Source organism: Streptococcus fryi (genome assembly GCF_053206505.1).
Genome location: NZ_JBRUGW010000010.1, coordinates 1 through 16,801, shown reverse-complemented (window position 1 = coordinate 16,801; position 16,801 = coordinate 1). Strand labels below are relative to the sequence as shown.

Annotated in this window: 12 protein-coding genes and 2 pseudogenes; 12 read left to right on the top strand and 2 right to left on the bottom strand. The window is 38.8% G+C overall.

The features are described 5' to 3' along the window. Nucleotides 1-79 precede the first annotated feature (79 nt). Nucleotides 80-952 (top strand): fructokinase ScrK, encoded by an 873-nt coding sequence (gene scrK, locus ACVRZH_RS04065; protein ID WP_447454044.1) that lies wholly within the window; start codon nucleotides 80-82, stop codon nucleotides 950-952. 171 nt (nucleotides 953-1,123) lie between these two features. Here the strand turns inward: scrK and ACVRZH_RS04060 are convergent. After that, a pseudogene (locus ACVRZH_RS04060) lies at nucleotides 1,124-1,961 on the bottom strand (helix-turn-helix domain-containing protein). Between the two features lie 210 nt (nucleotides 1,962-2,171). Here ACVRZH_RS04060 and ACVRZH_RS04055 point away from each other — a divergent pair. Genes ACVRZH_RS04055 through ACVRZH_RS04040 form a run of 4 tightly spaced genes read left to right on the top strand, consistent with a single transcriptional unit; the run spans nucleotide 2,172 to nucleotide 7,446 of the window. After that, nucleotides 2,172-3,443 carry an ABC transporter substrate-binding protein gene (locus ACVRZH_RS04055; protein WP_447454043.1) on the top strand — a complete coding sequence of 424 codons (1,272 nt, stop codon included), beginning with the start codon at nucleotides 2,172-2,174 and terminating at the stop codon, nucleotides 3,441-3,443. Between the two features lie 57 nt (nucleotides 3,444-3,500). Continuing rightward, the gene (locus tag ACVRZH_RS04050) at nucleotides 3,501-4,394 is read left to right on the top strand and encodes a carbohydrate ABC transporter permease (protein WP_447454042.1); all 894 of its coding nucleotides are present in this window, start codon (nucleotides 3,501-3,503) and stop codon (nucleotides 4,392-4,394) included. Between the two features lie 7 nt (nucleotides 4,395-4,401). Further along, nucleotides 4,402-5,235, top strand: coding sequence for a carbohydrate ABC transporter permease (locus ACVRZH_RS04045; RefSeq protein ID WP_447454041.1), 834 nt, complete (start codon nucleotides 4,402-4,404; stop codon nucleotides 5,233-5,235). A 9-nt stretch (nucleotides 5,236-5,244) separates the two neighbouring features. Beyond that, complete coding sequence (locus ACVRZH_RS04040) at nucleotides 5,245-7,446, top strand: alpha-galactosidase (RefSeq protein ID WP_447454040.1); 2,202 nt, start codon at nucleotides 5,245-5,247, stop codon at nucleotides 7,444-7,446. Nucleotides 7,447-7,587: 141 nt separating this feature from the next. Here ACVRZH_RS04040 and ACVRZH_RS04035 read toward each other — a convergent pair whose 3' ends face one another. Then, entirely contained in the window at nucleotides 7,588-8,304 is a 717-nt protein-coding gene (locus ACVRZH_RS04035) for a class I SAM-dependent methyltransferase (protein ID WP_447454039.1), read from the bottom strand. Nucleotides 8,305-8,521: 217 nt separating this feature from the next. Here ACVRZH_RS04035 and secA point away from each other — a divergent pair, with 217 nt between their 5' ends. The 7 genes and pseudogenes from secA to ACVRZH_RS04000 all read left to right on the top strand — a co-directional run. Next, the gene (secA, locus tag ACVRZH_RS04030; RefSeq protein ID WP_447454038.1) at nucleotides 8,522-11,047 is read left to right on the top strand and encodes a preprotein translocase subunit SecA; all 2,526 of its coding nucleotides are present in this window, start codon (nucleotides 8,522-8,524) and stop codon (nucleotides 11,045-11,047) included. 118 nt (nucleotides 11,048-11,165) lie between these two features. After that, nucleotides 11,166-12,209 (top strand): 3-deoxy-7-phosphoheptulonate synthase, encoded by a 1,044-nt coding sequence (locus ACVRZH_RS04025; protein ID WP_447454079.1) that lies wholly within the window; start codon nucleotides 11,166-11,168, stop codon nucleotides 12,207-12,209. Beyond that, nucleotides 12,209-12,562, top strand: a complete 354-nt coding sequence (gene acpS, locus ACVRZH_RS04020; protein WP_447454037.1) for a holo-ACP synthase — start codon at nucleotides 12,209-12,211, stop codon at nucleotides 12,560-12,562. The genes ACVRZH_RS04025 and acpS overlap by 1 nt, the downstream gene beginning before the upstream one ends. Beyond that, a complete protein-coding gene (gene alr / locus ACVRZH_RS04015; protein WP_447454036.1) occupies nucleotides 12,559-13,662 on the top strand; it encodes an alanine racemase in 1,104 nt (367 codons plus the stop codon). The genes acpS and alr overlap by 4 nt, the downstream gene beginning before the upstream one ends. A 228-nt stretch (nucleotides 13,663-13,890) precedes the next feature. Continuing rightward, nucleotides 13,891-14,175, top strand: a complete 285-nt coding sequence (groES, locus tag ACVRZH_RS04010; protein WP_447454035.1) for a co-chaperone GroES — start codon at nucleotides 13,891-13,893, stop codon at nucleotides 14,173-14,175. Between the two features lie 9 nt (nucleotides 14,176-14,184). Continuing rightward, entirely contained in the window at nucleotides 14,185-15,807 is a 1,623-nt protein-coding gene (groL, locus tag ACVRZH_RS04005) for a chaperonin GroEL (protein ID WP_447454034.1), read from the top strand. Between the two features lie 313 nt (nucleotides 15,808-16,120). Next, nucleotides 16,121-16,549, top strand: a pseudogene (locus tag ACVRZH_RS04000) (transposase family protein); the annotation flags it as partial. Between the last annotated feature and the right edge of the window lie 252 nt (nucleotides 16,550-16,801).

The window sequence follows — 16,801 nt, the reverse complement described above, 5'->3', positions numbered from 1 at the left end:
ATTTGTAGATTTACCTTGTGACAAGCCTTTGTTACAATAAGGTCGAGAAAACGTTTTATCACAGGATAAGGAGAATATTATGACAGTTTTATATGGCAGTTTAGAGGCTGGTGGGACAAAGTTTGTTTGTGCTGTTGGAAATGACAACTTTGAGACTGTGGAGACAGTTCAGTTTCCAACGACCACACCGGAAGAAACTATTGCAAAGACGATTGCTTTTTTCAAGCAATTTGATAATCTCGTTGCACTTGCGATTGGCTCTTTTGGGCCGATTGACATAGACCCAATGTCTGCTACCTACGGGTACATCACCACTACTCCCAAACCCAATTGGGGGAATACTGATTTATTAAGTCCACTGAAAGAAGCGCTGCAAGTTCCTGTCTATATTACGACAGATGTCAATAGCTCAGCTTATGGTGAAGTCATTGCTCGTCAGACTGTTCATAGTCTTGTTTATTACACGATTGGAACTGGGATAGGTGCAGGTGCCTATATGAATGGTGACTTTATTGGAGGTATTGGCCATACTGAAATGGGGCATACTTACGTCGCCAAGCATCAAGATGAAGGTGATTTTGAGGGTGTTTGTCCCTTTCATAAAGGTTGTTTGGAAGGGCTGGCAGCAGGGCCTAGTTTAGAAGCTCGTACAGGTATTCGAGGTGAGAATATCCCGCTAGAATCAGATGTTTGGGATAAACAGGCCTATTATATTGCTCAAGCAGCCCTACAAGCTACAATGATGTTCAGACCAGAAGTGATTGTTTTTGGTGGGGGTGTTATGGCACAAGACCATATGTTGGCGCGTGTGCATCAATACTTTGAGCAGTTGTTGAATGGCTATCTGATTGTTCCTGATTTAAAGGATTATATCGTTCGTCCTGTTGTTGAAAATAATGGCTCTGCGACGCTAGGTAACTATGCCTTAGCTAAGAAGTTACTAGAAGAATGATATCATAAAAAGAGTGAGACTAGAATCGGTAGTTACCGTTCTAAGTGCTCACTCTTTTTTATGGTGTGTCCTAATTAGTGGGGGTCAGTATGCTAATGGCAGTGTGAGTTTAAAATGTCCGCTAATTGACTTGTTAATGGAAATAGGATAATAAAAGCTGATTTTACTAAGTTATCGGTGTTTTTTACGATAGGTAGTCGGGGAGATTTTATACTGTCTTTTAAAGGCAGCAGATAGGTTGAATTGATTAGAATAACCGACTTTCTCCGCGATTTCTTGTAGCGTTAATTGACTATTTTTTAACAATTCACAAGCTTGGCTTAAGCGGTACTGGATGAGAAATTGTTGAGGTGTTGTTGACAAATGTTCACGGAAGAGACGGCTGAAGTAAGAACGGTTGAGATTACATTGTTGAGCCATGTCATCAATCGAAATAGGTTCATGAAAATGACGTTCGATAAAATTGATGGCTTCACGAATGTATAATTCTTTGGCATCTTCATGGAGGCTTTCTTTTTTATTGATAGACTCGTTGATAAGAGCGCCGACAAACAGGTAAAGATGTCCAATAATATGACAACTACGTTCTTGATACAAGGATAATAGCTGTGTCATTTCCTTATATACAAGGCTTTCTAAAGCGGGTGTCTCTTGTGAAAAAAATCAGTTGCTTTTTGGACAGCCCAGCTTGATTTAGAAAGTGCTCTGTTTTTAATCCGTCGAATTCAATCCAAATATATGACCAAGGGTCATCTTTATCAGCTTCATAGCTACAAATCATATTTGGAGGGATGAGGAAACCCTGCCCTGCAGATAAGGTGTACTCAGCTTGTTCTGCTGTGGCGTAAAATCGTCCTGTCCCAGATATGACATAGTGAAAGAGGTAATGTTGTTTCATTGTTGGGCCAAAAGAGTGAAGTGGCTTACATTGTTCCATGCCAAATTGTATGGGATAAAAATCAACATAGGAACGATTATCGAAAACATGAAATTCACGTTGTTTTTCCACAATATATCTCCTTGATAAATGTCTTAACTTTATTATAGCATATTGATTTGTGACATTGCATATGAAAAAATGAAAAAAGAGCCCAAAATAATATAAAAGAGGTCATTTTATGCTATGTTGTTTTAAAAGGCGTTTTTATATACTAAAAGCATAAAGCACAAGGTTATATTAAGGAATGTCTTAATATAATACATAAAAAAGGAGAAACAAATGAAAAAAGCAGCTTATTATATTGGCGCTCTAGCATCAACCTTCCTATTAGCAGCTTGCTCAGGAGGGGCTCAAAAGGATACGGCAACTGAGTCAACGTCAGGAACAACAGAAATTTCTTATGCGATTTGGGACTCAGGTCAAGAGCCTGGTCTTCGTCAAATTGCAGATAAATTTGAGGAAGAAAATCCAAATATCAAAGTCAATATCCAAGTGGTAGACTGGGATAATTATTGGACGATGTTAGAAGCAGGGGCAACTGGTGGCTCTCTTCCAGATACTTTCTGGATGCACTCAAATGAGATTTATCGCTACGGTTCTAATGAAATGCTTCTTCCTTTAGATGATTATTTAGCGAAGAGTGAAAAAACTAAACTGAGCAATTTCCCAGATGGATTAAATGACATTTATAATATTAAAGGCAAACAGTATGCTATTCCAAAAGACTTCGATACTATTGGGCTTTGGTATAATAAAAAGATGTTTGATGAAGCGGGTATTGCTTATCCAGACGATACATGGGATTGGGCAAAACTAAAAGAAGTGGCTAAGCAATTAACTAAAGCTGATGGTAGTCAATACGGTTTTGGTGCAGGTTTGAGTAACCAAGAGGGGTATTATAATTTTATCTATCAAAATGGCGGTGAAGTTATTACTGACGACCTTAAATCAGGTTATGACAATCCTAAGACAGTTGAAGCTTTAGATTACTATTTTAGCTTTGTAAAAGAAAACATCTCGCCAGCTATTACAGTAGATAAAGAACGGGCGGAAGCTTTCCAAAATGGTCAAGTAGCGATGAGTTTATTTGGTTCTTGGAATTTATCTGGTTTTACTGCCAACGATTATATTCGTGAAAACGCTGATGTAGCTGTTTTGCCAAAAGGTCCTGATGGAACACGTTCTACTATTTTCAATGGTTTAGGACATGCGATTGCAGCTAATACGAAGCATCCAGAAGAAGCTTGGAAATGGGTTGAATTCCTAGGTTCTAAAGAAGCACAAGAAATGCAAGCAAAACTTGGAGTTGCTATTTCAGCTTATAAAGGCACTGCAGAAACATGGGTTGATTCCAACAAAAACTTCAACATCAAGAATTATGTGGATATGGTTGATTACGCACAAATTCGCCCTTATTCACAAACAACTATAAAATGGGAAGATAAAGCTTATGAGCTTTTGAAACCAGCTTATCTTGGTGAAAAATCAACTAAGGAAGCATCAAGTGAAACAGCTAAGATGATGAATGAAGAACTAGCTTCAGAAAAATAAGATTGACTATCTGGAGAGGAGCTAACCCTCTCCAGATTTTTTAGTAAAGGAGTCGGAATGTTTAAAGATAAAAAGCGTCTGAATGAGGCTTTGTGGGGCTGGGCAATGGTGGCTCCTACAATTATTGGTTTAATAGTTTTAAATATTATTCCTATTTTTCAGACTTTGAAGATGAGTTTTTATAAAAGCGGTGATTTTGGGCGTAATGATATTTTTGTAGGATTTGAAAATTATGTTCGTCTCATTTCAGATGGTCAGGTATGGCAAGCGACTTGGAATACTTTAAAGTATACGTTGCTAGTGGTGCCTTGTACGGTCTGCCTAGCAATGCTGTTAGCCGTGTTATTAAATTCAAAGATAAAAGGAAAACATCTTTATCGTACTATTTTTTTCTTACCAATGGTTGCAGCACCGGCTGCAGTAACAATGGTTTGGAAATGGTTGTATAATACAGATTTTGGTCTAATCAATTATGTTTTAGGGAAAGTTGGTATTGGTCCTGTCAATTGGATTGAAAATCCTTCTATAGCCCTTTACGCTATTGTTCTAATTGGGGTGTGGAGTACTGTTGGTTATAGTATGATTCTGATTTTGGCGGGACTTCAGGAAATTCCAACAGATTACTATGAGGCGGCTCGTATAGATGGAGCCACACCGGTGGAACAGTTCTTTAAAATAACTCTGCCTCTCGTGTCACCGACCTTGTTTTTTGTCATGATAACCAGTATTATCCAATCTATGCAGGTGTTTGACGTTATTTATATGATGGAAGATATTAAGAGTCCTGCTTATGATAAGACAGTATCTTTGGTTTATCTTTTCTATAATAATTCCTTTAAGTATTCAGATAAGGGATATGGGTCAACGATTGTGATGCTCTTGTTAGTCATTATCTTGATGATTACAGTGGTACAGATGAAAGCCCAGAAGAAATGGGTTCATTATAATTAAGGAGACGATGATGAAAAAACAGAAAATATGGTCAATGATTGGCATTCATGCCTTTCTCATTTTGGTATCTTTAGGAATGGTGCTTCCATTTTTGTGGATGGTTTTGACTTCTTTTAAAACTGTGACAGAATCAACTCAGATGAATCCGTTTCATTTCTTTCCGTCAGAATGGATGGTGAATAACTATACAGAGGCTATCCGAATCAATAATTTTCCTATTTTGTATTTTAACACGATTATGATGATGCTATTACGCATTTTTAGTTCAGTCATGTTCTCTGCTATGGCGGCCTATGCGTTTGCTCGTTTAGAATTCCCTGGTCGTAACTTTTTATTTGGATTAGTCTTGTTCCAAATGATGGTACCTCCTCAATTGTTTGTTATTCCACAATATTTGATGATTGATGGTATGGGAATGCGAAATAGTATTTTTGCCTTGGTTTTCCCAGGTTTAGTTAGTGCATTTGGCACTTTCTTGTTGAGACAATTTTTTATGGGGTTACCAAAGGAATTGGAAGAATCAGCTAAGTTAGATGGTTGTAATATTGGTCAGACATTCTTTAAAATCATGTTGCCGTTAGCGAAGTCAGGTTTGATAGCTTTGTCTATTTTTACAGCCTTATTTGCTTTTAAAGATTTATTGTGGCCTTTAATCATTAACTCAGATGCTGATAAAGCAACCTTATCAAGTGCTTTGGCTAAAATTCAGGGAGCTTATGCTGTCAATTACCCTCAATTGATGGCGGCAAGTGTTTTAGCGATTTGGCCTATGGTGGCTTTATATGTGATTTTCCAAAAACAATTTATTCAAGGAATTGCAACATCAGGTGGGAAGTTATAGGAGAACAATATGTCGATTCAATTCAATCAAGAAACACAGGAATTTCATCTTTATAATGATGAGATGAGTTACATCATGCATATCTTGCCAAATGAGCATCTAGGTCAATTGTATTATGGTAAGAAAGTTAGTCCGAAAGGGTTATATACAGACTCTATGCAGTCTTTTGACAGACCTCTAACTTCTTTCGTTAATGATGATGAAACCTATTTTTCATTGCAACATGCCCGTCAAGAATATGCTTGTTATGGCACTAGTGATTTTGCTTTGCCAGCTTTTGAAATTAAACAGCATGATGGGAGCACGCTGTCACATTTTGTTTATCAGAGTCATATGATTTATCAAGGCAAAAAGGCCTTGGATGGTCTTCCTCATACTTATGCTAATGATGAAAAAGATTGTGAGACTCTGGAGGTTACTCTGTGGGATGAGGTATCTCAAACGAGACTGATATTAGCTTATACTATTTTTTCAAGTTTTCCAGTGGTGACACGAAGTGCCCGCTTTGAGCAAATTGGTAAGCCGATTGTGTTAACCCGAGCTTTAAGTATGTCCTTAGACTTGCCGGATAAGGACTACGAGTGGCTGCATTTGGATGGTGCTTGGGGGCGAGAACGTTTTGTTCAGACGAGTCCTCTACACCAAGGTGTTCAATCAATTTATAGTTTGAAGGGGTCAAGTAGTTCAGAGCACAATCCTTTCATAGCATTGAAACGTCCCTATACCACTGAACATAGTGGAGAAGTGATTGGTTTTTCATTAGTATATAGTGGGAACTTCTTAGCTCAGGTAGATGTTAGTAGTTATAATCAGACGAGAGTAAGTCTGGGGATAAATCCTCATCGCTTTAGTTGGTTATTGCAAGCAGGCGATACATTCCAGACACCAGAAGTTGTTATGGTTTATAGTGAAGATGGCTTAAATGGCATGAGTCAGACCTATCATAAATTGTATCAACATCATTTGATTAGAGGTTTTTGGAAAGATAAAGAACGTCCAATCCTACTAAATAATTGGGAGGCAATGACATTTGACTTTGATGAAGAACGAATTTTAGAATTGGCAGGTAAGGCTGCTAGTGTTGGTGTTGAATTATTTGTCATGGATGACGGTTGGTTTGGTGCTCGCAATCATGATAGGGCAGGACTAGGTGATTGGACAGTTAATAGGACGAAATTACCTAGCGGTTTATCAGGTGTTATTTCAAAAATCCACGACATGAAGTTGAAGTTTGGGTTGTGGATTGAGCCTGAAATGGTTAATAAAGATAGTGATCTTTATCGGGCGCATCCGGATTGGATTTTGCACCATCCAGCTCATACGCAATCACATGGTAGACATCAGTATACCTTGGATTTATCACGAGAAGATGTTTATCAAAATATTCATCAGCAACTGTTTACTCTGTTATCAGGACACGACATTGATTATATAAAATGGGATATGAATCGCTATCTGACAGAAGTTTATAATAGTCTTTTGGGGCATGATAGACAGGGGGAAGTTTTCCATCGTTATATGTTAAATGTTTATCGTCTATATGATAGCTTGACGACAGCCTTTCCGACAATCTTGTTTGAATCGTGTTCAAGTGGCGGGGGGCGTTTTGACCCTGGCATGCTCTTCTATGCACCACAAACATGGACGAGTGACAATTCAGATGCGATTGAACGCTTGAAAATCCAATATGGCACTTCAATAGTGTACCCTCTATCAAGTATGGGATGCCATGTGTCAGAAAGTCCCAATCAGCAAATGGGCAGAATAACTTCGCTTGAGACCAGAACTAATGTGGCTTATTTTGGTAATTTTGGTTATGAGATTGATTTGTCAAAATGTGACCAAGAAGAATTGGATCGAATGGCAGAGCATATTGTATTTTATAAGAAATATAGGACAGTTTTCCAAAAGGGAACATTTACCCGTTTAATGAGTCCATTTGACGGTGATTTATGTGCGTGGCAGGTTGTTTCAGAAGATAAAAAGACAGTCATCGCAGGAGTTTACCGCTTGCTTGGTCTATCTAATCAAGGTCAAGTCCTACTATATTTTAAGGATTTAGAAGAAGATGCAGAATATCTGTTAAACGGTAGAACTTATTCAGGAAGTCAATTGATGTATATGGGAGTACCTATATATAACAACTCGTACTTTGATAGTGCTAAAGATTTTAATTCGGAGTTATTTATTCTTGAAAAACAAGTTGACTAGGATAGACAAGTTAGCTTAATGAGACAAAACAGCCTAGGAGGCAGGTTAATCCCGCCTCCTAGGCTGTTTTTAAATTGGACTAATGAGTAGCATAATAAAATAGGGGAAATGAGGGTTGCTTTTTAATTAAAGTAATTAAGGTTAGCTCCGTTTACTAAGCCAAAGGTGTTGTAAAAAGCTAATATCTTTATAAGGCGTCAGGTCAGCTACGGCTAGTTCTATCTCGAGCAATTTTGATAGCCAATCCTCCTCGTTTTTAAAGTGGTTGGGTTGTAAAGAGTAAAATGTTCTGATTGCCAAATAGTTTTCAAGAATTAGGGTTGTTTTTTCTAGTAATTCATCTATCGTATAGGTGTGACCATGAGTAAATGAAGGGCTGCTGAAGTCATTACTCGTTAGTTGCTTTAGGGCTGTTTCTGTGTCATTTGCAAAGACAACACTTTGTAATACCTTGCCGACTTGATTGTGTTTGATGAGAGATAGTTTACCGTTGGGTTTGAGTAGTCTCTCAAATTCAAAGAGGTATTTTTGGTGCTCAGATACAGGGATATACTCTAAGACATTATGACAAACGATGATATCAAAACTCTGCTCAGGTAGATCTTTTAATTTATTGTAGCCTCCAAGAATTTTTTGAAAACCTTCGTTGATATCACGTTGAAGAAGATCAGGATTAGGTTCAATGGCTGTGACATGATTGTGTTTGGATAAGAATTTGCTAGTAAGACAAAGTCCCGCTCCAAAATCTAAGATGACCTTGTTCTTTATCTGTTTGAGTTGAGCAAAGGTAATGTCGTATTGTATTTTTCCCCAAGGCTGTTCAAGCATTTGTTTATAATGACTGATATCAGTAACCATAATAACCTCCTTTTAGATTATTGTAACATATTGTTCTAGTGTTGTGGGGAGTACTACTTGAGATGTGGGTTAATTGGTTATTGGACGTAATGGCTACGTTCGCTTTAGAATGAGCATGTTTTGGGAGATGTATCACTTGTTCTATCTATCTCCGTCCTTGAATTAGGTTGCTGTTTATGATACAATAAAGTGATTTAGACTATCGAAAGGAAAAGTGATGGCAAACATTATACGTACGATTATCGAAAACGATAAAGGCGAAATTAAAAAATTAGAAAAATTAGCAAAAAAAGTTGAAAGTTATGCTGATGAGATGGCTGGGCTTTCTGATGAAGCATTAAGAGCAAAAACAACAGAGTTTAAAGAAAGATATACCTTTGGTGAAACCTTAGATGACCTGTTACCAGAGGCATTTGCGGTTGTACGTGAAGGTGCAAAACGTGTCTTAGGCTTGTTCCCTTACCGTGTACAGATTATGGGTGGTATTGTACTGCATCATGGTGATGTGCCTGAGATGAGAACTGGTGAAGGTAAAACATTGACTGCAACTATGCCGGTTTACCTTAATGCTTTGGCTGGAGAAGGTGTTCACGTTGTTACCGTTAATGAATACTTGGCTACTCGTGATGCGACCGAAATGGGTGAGCTATATAGCTGGTTAGGCTTGTCGGTAGGTATCAATTTAGCGGCAAAATCGCCATCGGAAAAACGCGAGGCATATCAGTGTGATATCACTTATACAACTAACTCAGAAGTTGGTTTTGACTATCTTCGTGACAACATGGTTGTTAGACAAGAAGCAATGGTACAGCGTCCGTTGAACTTTGCCTTGGTAGATGAAGTGGACTCTGTATTAATTGACGAGGCTAGAACACCATTGATTATCTCAGGGGCACAAAGTTCAGAAGTAAGTAAATTGTACGATTTGGCTGACCACTATGTTAAGACTTTGACACCTGACGATTACATTATTGATGTACCAACAAAAACAATTGCCCTTACTGATTCAGGAATTGATAAGGCAGAGAGTTATTTCAAACTTGACAATCTTTATAACTTAGAGAACGTTGCTTTGACTCACTTTATTGACAATGCTCTTCGTGCTAACTATATTATGGCACTAGATATTGACTATATCGTTAGTGAAAAACAAGAAATTCTTATCGTTGACCAATTTACAGGTCGTACAATGGAAGGTCGTCGTTTCTCAGATGGTCTCCACCAAGCTATCGAAGCTAAAGAAGGTGTTCCAATCCAAGATGAGTCAAAAACAAGTGCAAGTATTACTTATCAGAACTTCTTTAGAATGTATAAAAAATTGGCAGGTATGACTGGTACTGGTAAAACAGAGGAAGAGGAATTCCGCGAAATTTATAACATGCGTATTATTCCGATTCCGACAAACCGTCCTATTGCACGTATTGACCACTCAGACCTCCTTTATCCTTCCTTGAATGCCAAGTTTAAAGCAGTTGTTGAGGATGTTAAGGAACGCTATCAAAAAGGTCAACCTGTACTAGTTGGTACAGTAGCTGTTGAAACCAGTGACTTGATTTCAAAAATGCTCGTTGAGGCTGGAGTTCCACACGAAGTCTTGAATGCGAAAAACCACTTTAAAGAAGCCCAAATCATCATGAACGCAGGTCAACGTGGTGCTGTTACTATTGCGACAAACATGGCTGGACGTGGAACGGACATCAAACTTGGTGAGGGTGTTCGTGACCTGGGTGGTCTTTGTGTCATTGGTACAGAACGTCATGAAAGTCGCCGTATTGATAATCAGCTTCGTGGACGTTCAGGTCGTCAAGGTGACCCAGGTGAATCTCAATTCTACCTATCCCTTGAAGATGATTTGATGAAGCGTTTCGGTTCAGAACGTATCAAAGCAGTTTTTGAACGTATGAATTTGACAGAAGAAGATACTGTTATTAAATCACGTATGCTCACCAAGCAAGTGGAAGCAGCTCAACGTCGCGTTGAGGGAAATAACTATGACACGCGTAAACAAGTGCTTCAGTATGATGACGTCATGCGCGAGCAACGTGAAATCATCTATCGTGACCGCTACGATGTTATCACGGCTTTCAGAGATTTGGGGCCAGAAATCAAGGGTATGATTAAGCGGACGATTGATCGTGCTGTTGATACTCACATGCGCTTGAACCAAGAGAACGCTGCTGAAGCTATCGTTAACTTCGCACATACAACAATCCTTTCAGAAGATGAGTATAGCTTATCGGATGTTAAAGGGAAAAAGCCATCGCAAATTAAAGAAGACTTGTATGAACGTGCTATTGAGATCTACGATAGGCAAATTTCAAAATTGAAAGATGACGAAGCAATCACAGAATTCCAAAAAGTATTGATTTTGATGGTTGTTGATAATAAGTGGATGGATCACATTGATGCTCTAGATCAACTACGTAGCGCTGTTGGATTACGTGGCTATGCACAAAATAACCCAATTGTCGCTTATCAATCAGAAGGTTTCGCTATGTTCCAAGATATGATAGGTTCTATTGAATACGATGTCACTAGGACAATGATGAAGGCTCAGATTCATGAGCAGGAACGTGAGCGTGTGCCAGAAGAGTCACATACAACTGCTGTCAAGAATATTTCAGCCAAGACAATTGATTGGGAAGATTTGGAAGGCGACGAGTTTGAAAATATTGGTCGTAATGATAAATGCCCATGCGGGTCTGGTAAAAAATATAAGAACTGTCACGGTCGCCGTTTCTAGTTATTGATAAACATAGTGTAAATAAATGGTGTAAGGAGTGAGGAATTGAAACATATTCCTTTCTCCTTATTTGGTGCCAGAAGAGACAGTGATAACAATTGGAAAGTCAGGTAATATCATGGGGATTGCCCACAGGGGAGAAAGAGTTAATCTCGAAGAAGTGACATCAAAATACACCTTAGATGCCGCCACTTTGCAGATAAAAAAAGAACGTGACACCTCTTTAGCGTCCATCATCAGAGGAGAAAACCAGAGGTTATTATTGGTGATGGGGCCGTGTTCAGCAGATAATGAAGAAGCTGTACTAACTTATGCTCATAAACTGGCAGCTTTACAGAAAGATGTCTCAGATAAGATATTTATTGTGATGCGTGTTTACACAGCTAAGCCTCGTACGAACGGAGATGGTTATAAAGGTATTCTGCATGAATCCCAAACCACAGTAACAGAAAAAATGGTTGCAGTTCGACGTATACACTATCGTGTGATTAGTGAGACTGGTTTGACGACTGCTGATGAACTCCTTTATCCATCTCACTTGAGTCTTGTTAATGACTTAGTGTCCTATCATGCAGTAGGTGCTCGTTCTGTAGAGAATCAAGAGCATCGTTTTATAGCTTCGGCTTTGGATGCGCCTGTCGGTTTGAAAAATCCAACCTCTGGACAGTTACGCGTTATGTTTAATGCTATTTATGCCGCTCAACAAACTCAATATTTGATTGAAGGGGGACGTAGTGTTGAGACGACTGGTAATCCTTTGGCGCATGCGGTATTAAGGGGCGGAACCAGTTCTGATGGGACTTCCGTCCCAAACTATCATTATGAAGATCTTATAGAAACAATTGATAGCTATGAAGAAATGGGGTTGCAGAATCCTTTTATCTTGATTGATACAAATCATGATAATTCACGTAAACAGTATTTTGAGCAAGTGAGAATTGTTCGTGAGACCTTGATGAATCGTCTGTACAATGAGAAGATAGCCCGACATGTTCGTGGCTTTATGATTGAATCCTATTTAGAGGATGGTCGTCAGGATGAACCAGATGTTTTTGGAAAATCTATTACAGATGCCTGTTTAGGTTGGGATAAAACAGAGCAATTGGTACGAATGATTTATGACCATTTAACAGATATTACAGAAAAGAAAGAAGTTGAGTGATGATTGTTGGACATGGTATTGATATAGAATGGATTGATCGTATCGAGGAAGCTCATCGCAAGAGTTCAAACTTTTCTAGACGTATTTTGACGGATAAAGAGTTAGACGTTTTTGAAACTTTACAAGGTCATCGTCAAATGACCTATCTAGCGGGTCGTTGGTCTGCTAAAGAGGCCTTTTCAAAAGCCCTTGGTACCGGTATTGGACAATTAAGCTTTAGGGATATTGAAGTTTTAAATGATAGGGCTGGTCGCCCGGTGTTAACAAGTTCAGCCTTTTCAGGACGTGTTCATCTCTCGATTAGCCATTCAGGTAACTTAGTTCAAGCGAGTGTGATTTTGGAGGAAATATGATACCCAGTATTAATAGACCAACTCAAGCAACGATTTGTCTTGGGGCGATAAAACAAAACCTTCAGCTTCTAGAGGAACATTTCGGAAAAGACAAACAAATTTTTGCCGTAGTGAAAGCTAATGCTTATGGTCATGGTGCGGTTCCTGTTGCTGAAGCTATTAAGGGACAAGTTGATGGCTTTTGTGTATCAAATATAGATGAAGCTTTGGAGCTTAGAAGGGCTAATATCAATAATACTATTCTTGTACTAGGAGTGATTATGCCAGAACAGGTGAAAGAAGCTATTGCTAATAATGTGACCATTACCGTATCTAGTTTGGAATGGCTTGATATGGTTAAGCGAGATAAGGTATCATTGGCTGGGTTGTCTTGTCATATCAAAGTGGATTCTGGCATGGGACGAATTGGCCTGTCTAATGCTACTGATATTAATGTCTTGATGTCAGAACTTGTAAAATTATCGGTCAAGGTAACAGGTATTTTTACGCATTTTGCGACAGCTGATGAGCTATCGCAAGATTACTTTAATCGCCAACTGACTATCTTTAAGACAATTTTAGGTGAATTGGATAAGGTTCCCGATTTGGTTCATGCTAGCAATTCAGCGACAAGTCTATGGCATAAAGAGACTATTTTTAATGCTGTACGTTTGGGAATTGCACTTTATGGGCTTAATCCGAGTGGAGAAGTATTAGATTTGCCTGTTCCTTTAACTCCAGCATTATCGTTGACCTCTTGTCTTGTTCAAGTTAAGCAATTAGAACAAGAGCAGTCCATAGGTTATGGTGCAACTTATCACGCATCAAAAGGAGAATGGATTGGCACAATTCCGATAGGTTATGCAGATGGTTGGGTGCGACATCTACAAGGTTTTTCTGTGCTTGTTGATGGAGAATTTTGTGATATAGTTGGGCGTGTTTCTATGGATCAGATAACCATTCGTTTACCCAAATGTTATCCGATGGGAACTAAGGTTACTTTAATTGGGAAAGACGGCGGTCACAAGATTTCAGCAACTGATGTTGCTCAGTATGTTGGCAGTATCAATTATGAAGTCCTTTGTTTACTGAGTGATCGCATCCCTAGACATCATGAATGACTGATAATGGTTAGTTAGAAAATAATGTAATACGACAACTCCTAGAGATAAGCTTCCTAAGAGTTGTCGTATTGTTTTTGTGAAAAGTCATATCGCCTGTCACTATTTTTGATTGGGGAATTTCGATTTCCTAAAGAGTTTTCTCTTGACTAATTTTGACCAAATGGTAAAATAAAAGAGAAGTTAGCACTCAATATACAAGAGTGCTAAAAAATAGGAGGAAGTATCATGTTAAAACCTTTAGGTGATCGTGTGGTTGTTAAGCTACAAGAGGAAAAAGAAGAAAGTATCGGTGCATTTGTTATTGCAGGTGCTAGCCAAGACAAGACTAAAAAGGCGACTGTTATCGCTGTTGGTGAAGGAATTCGCACCCTAACTGGGGAGCTGGTTTCTCCAAGTGTGACAGTTGGTCAATCTGTATTGATTGATAGTCATGCAGGTGTAGACGTTAAAGATAATGATGACAAAGTCTTAATTATCCGTGAAGCAGATATTTTAGCGATTATAGAATAGGAGAAAAATATGGCAAAAGACATTAAATTTGCATCAGATGCACGAGAAAGCATGGTTCGTGGTGTTGACATTTTAGCAGATACTGTCAAAGTAACCTTAGGTCCTAAAGGGCGTAATGTTGTTTTGGAAAAATCATTTGGCTCACCCCTTATCACTAACGATGGCGTAACCATTGCTAAAGAAATCGAACTCGAGAATCACTTTGAAAACATGGGTGCGAAATTAGTAGCTGAAGTGGCTTCTAAAACCAATGATATTGCTGGTGATGGGACAACAACTGCAACTGTTTTGACGCAGGCTATTGTCCGTGAAGGCTTGAAAAACGTTACAGCAGGTGCAAATCCTATCGGCATTCGTCGTGGGATTGAGGCCGCAGTTGCCGTAGCTGTCGAAGAATTGAAACATCAAGCACAACATGTTGAAACAAAGGAAGCGATTGCCCAAGTTGGAGCTGTATCCTCACGTAGTGAAAAAGTGGGAGAGTATATCTCAGAAGCTATGGAACGTGTTGGCAAAGACGGTGTGATTACGATTGAAGAATCACGCGGTATGGAAACAGAGCTCGAAGTTGTTGAAGGTATGCAATTTGACCGAGGCTATTTATCTCAGTACATGGTGACAGACAATGAAAAAATGGTTGCCAATCTTGAAAACCCTTATATCTTAATTACAGATAAAAAGATTTCAAATATTCAAGACATCTTACCACTATTAGAGCAAATCTTGAAAACTAATCGTCCATTGTTGATTATCGCTGATGATGTGGATGGCGAAGCATTGCCAACTCTTGTCTTGAATAAAATTCGTGGCACATTCAATGTTGTAGCCGTGAAAGCGCCTGGATTCGGTGATCGTCGTAAAGCGATGCTTGAAGATATCGCTATTTTAACGGGTGGTACAGTCATTACAGATGACCTCGGTCTTGAGTTGAAAGATGCTACGATGGAAGCTCTTGGTCAAGCTGCAAAAGTTGCTGTTGATAAAGATACAACGGTTATCGTAGAAGGTGCTGGTTCATCGGAAGCTATCGCTAATCGTACGGCATTGATTAAATCACATATTGAAAAAACAACCTCTGATTTTGATCGTGAAAAATTACAGGAACGTTTAGCTAAATTAGCAGGTGGTGTTGCTGTTATCAAGGTTGGTGCTGCCACTGAAACCGAGTTGAAAGAAATGAAGCTCCGTATTGAAGATGCCTTGAACGCTACTCGTGCTGCAGTTGAAGAAGGTATTGTTGCTGGTGGAGGAACAGCCTTTGTCAATGTTATTGAAAAAGTCGCTAGCCTTGAACTAGATGGTGATGCTGCAACAGGACGTAACATTGTTAAACGTGCCCTTGAAGAACCAGTACGTCAAATCGCTTACAATGCTGGCTATGAAGGGTCTGTTGTGATTGATAAACTCAAAAATAGTGCAGCAGGTATCGGATTTAACGCTGCAACAGGTGAGTGGGTAAACATGATTGAAGCAGGTATTATTGATCCTGTCAAAGTAACTCGCTCAGCCCTTCAAAATGCTGCTTCTGTAGCAAGTTTGATTTTGACGACTGAAGCTGTCGTAGCCAACAAACCTGAACCAAACACCTCAGTACCACAAATGGATCCAAGTATGATGGGTGGAATGATGTAATAATCGTTTTAATATCAAAGTTCCTGTTACTTCTAACCTAAACGAAAGTAGCAGGAGCTTTTTAATAATTTTGAAAGCTCTAAAAAAATTAGCTACTAATATTGGAGAGTAAAACCTACCTATGTCTCATTTGTATTTATCACATTACAAGTGAAATACTTAACGACATGAGTCGCAAATCTATCATCATTTCTTGCATTAAGCCAAATGGTCCCTTGAAATAATTTCCAAGACAGATGATAATCCATTGAATAATGGCAAAAAACTAGCTACTCAGATAGAAATAAAGATATTTTATAATTACCTTCCGCTAAGTAACCGTCAAATAGTACACTTGCTAGGAAAAGCGCCCCAAACCATTAACAACGATATCAAACGTGACACCGGTCTCCAGCAGGTCAGAAAGGGTAAGTTTGAGAAACACTATTCTGCCGACTATGCCCAACAGGCTTACACCAAGTTTCGCCAAAATTCAGGCCGTAAAGCCAAGGGCGTACAGGCGGCAATCTCAACCATCTACTATTGGCTTCATCACGGTTACCTGGGTCTGACTAAGGCTGATATGCTTTATCCAAGACATAGCAGAGCTGCTAAGAGAACCATCAGTCCGGACTTCAGACAAGCTGGAAAGTCTATCGAGGAACGACCAGAGGTTATAAATCTAAGACTGGAGAACGGCCATTACGAGATTGACACGGTTATCCTGACGCAGACGAAAAACCATTGCCTTCTCGTCTTAACTTGAAATTTAGCTAGTTTTATTTTTCAAATTTAGTCCAAAAAAGTTTGAAAAAGTACTTGTCAAGGTGCTAAAGTTCTGCTATACTATAAAAGTTGTCTCGTGAGACACAGTCACATAAAAAAGTTTCAAAAAAACTTTCAAAAAGTTATTGACAAGTTAAAAAATGACTGGTATAATATAAAAGTTGTCTCGCAAGAGGCATAAGACCCTTGAAAACTGAACAAGACGAAGCAAAGTGCGGGTTATGTTTAA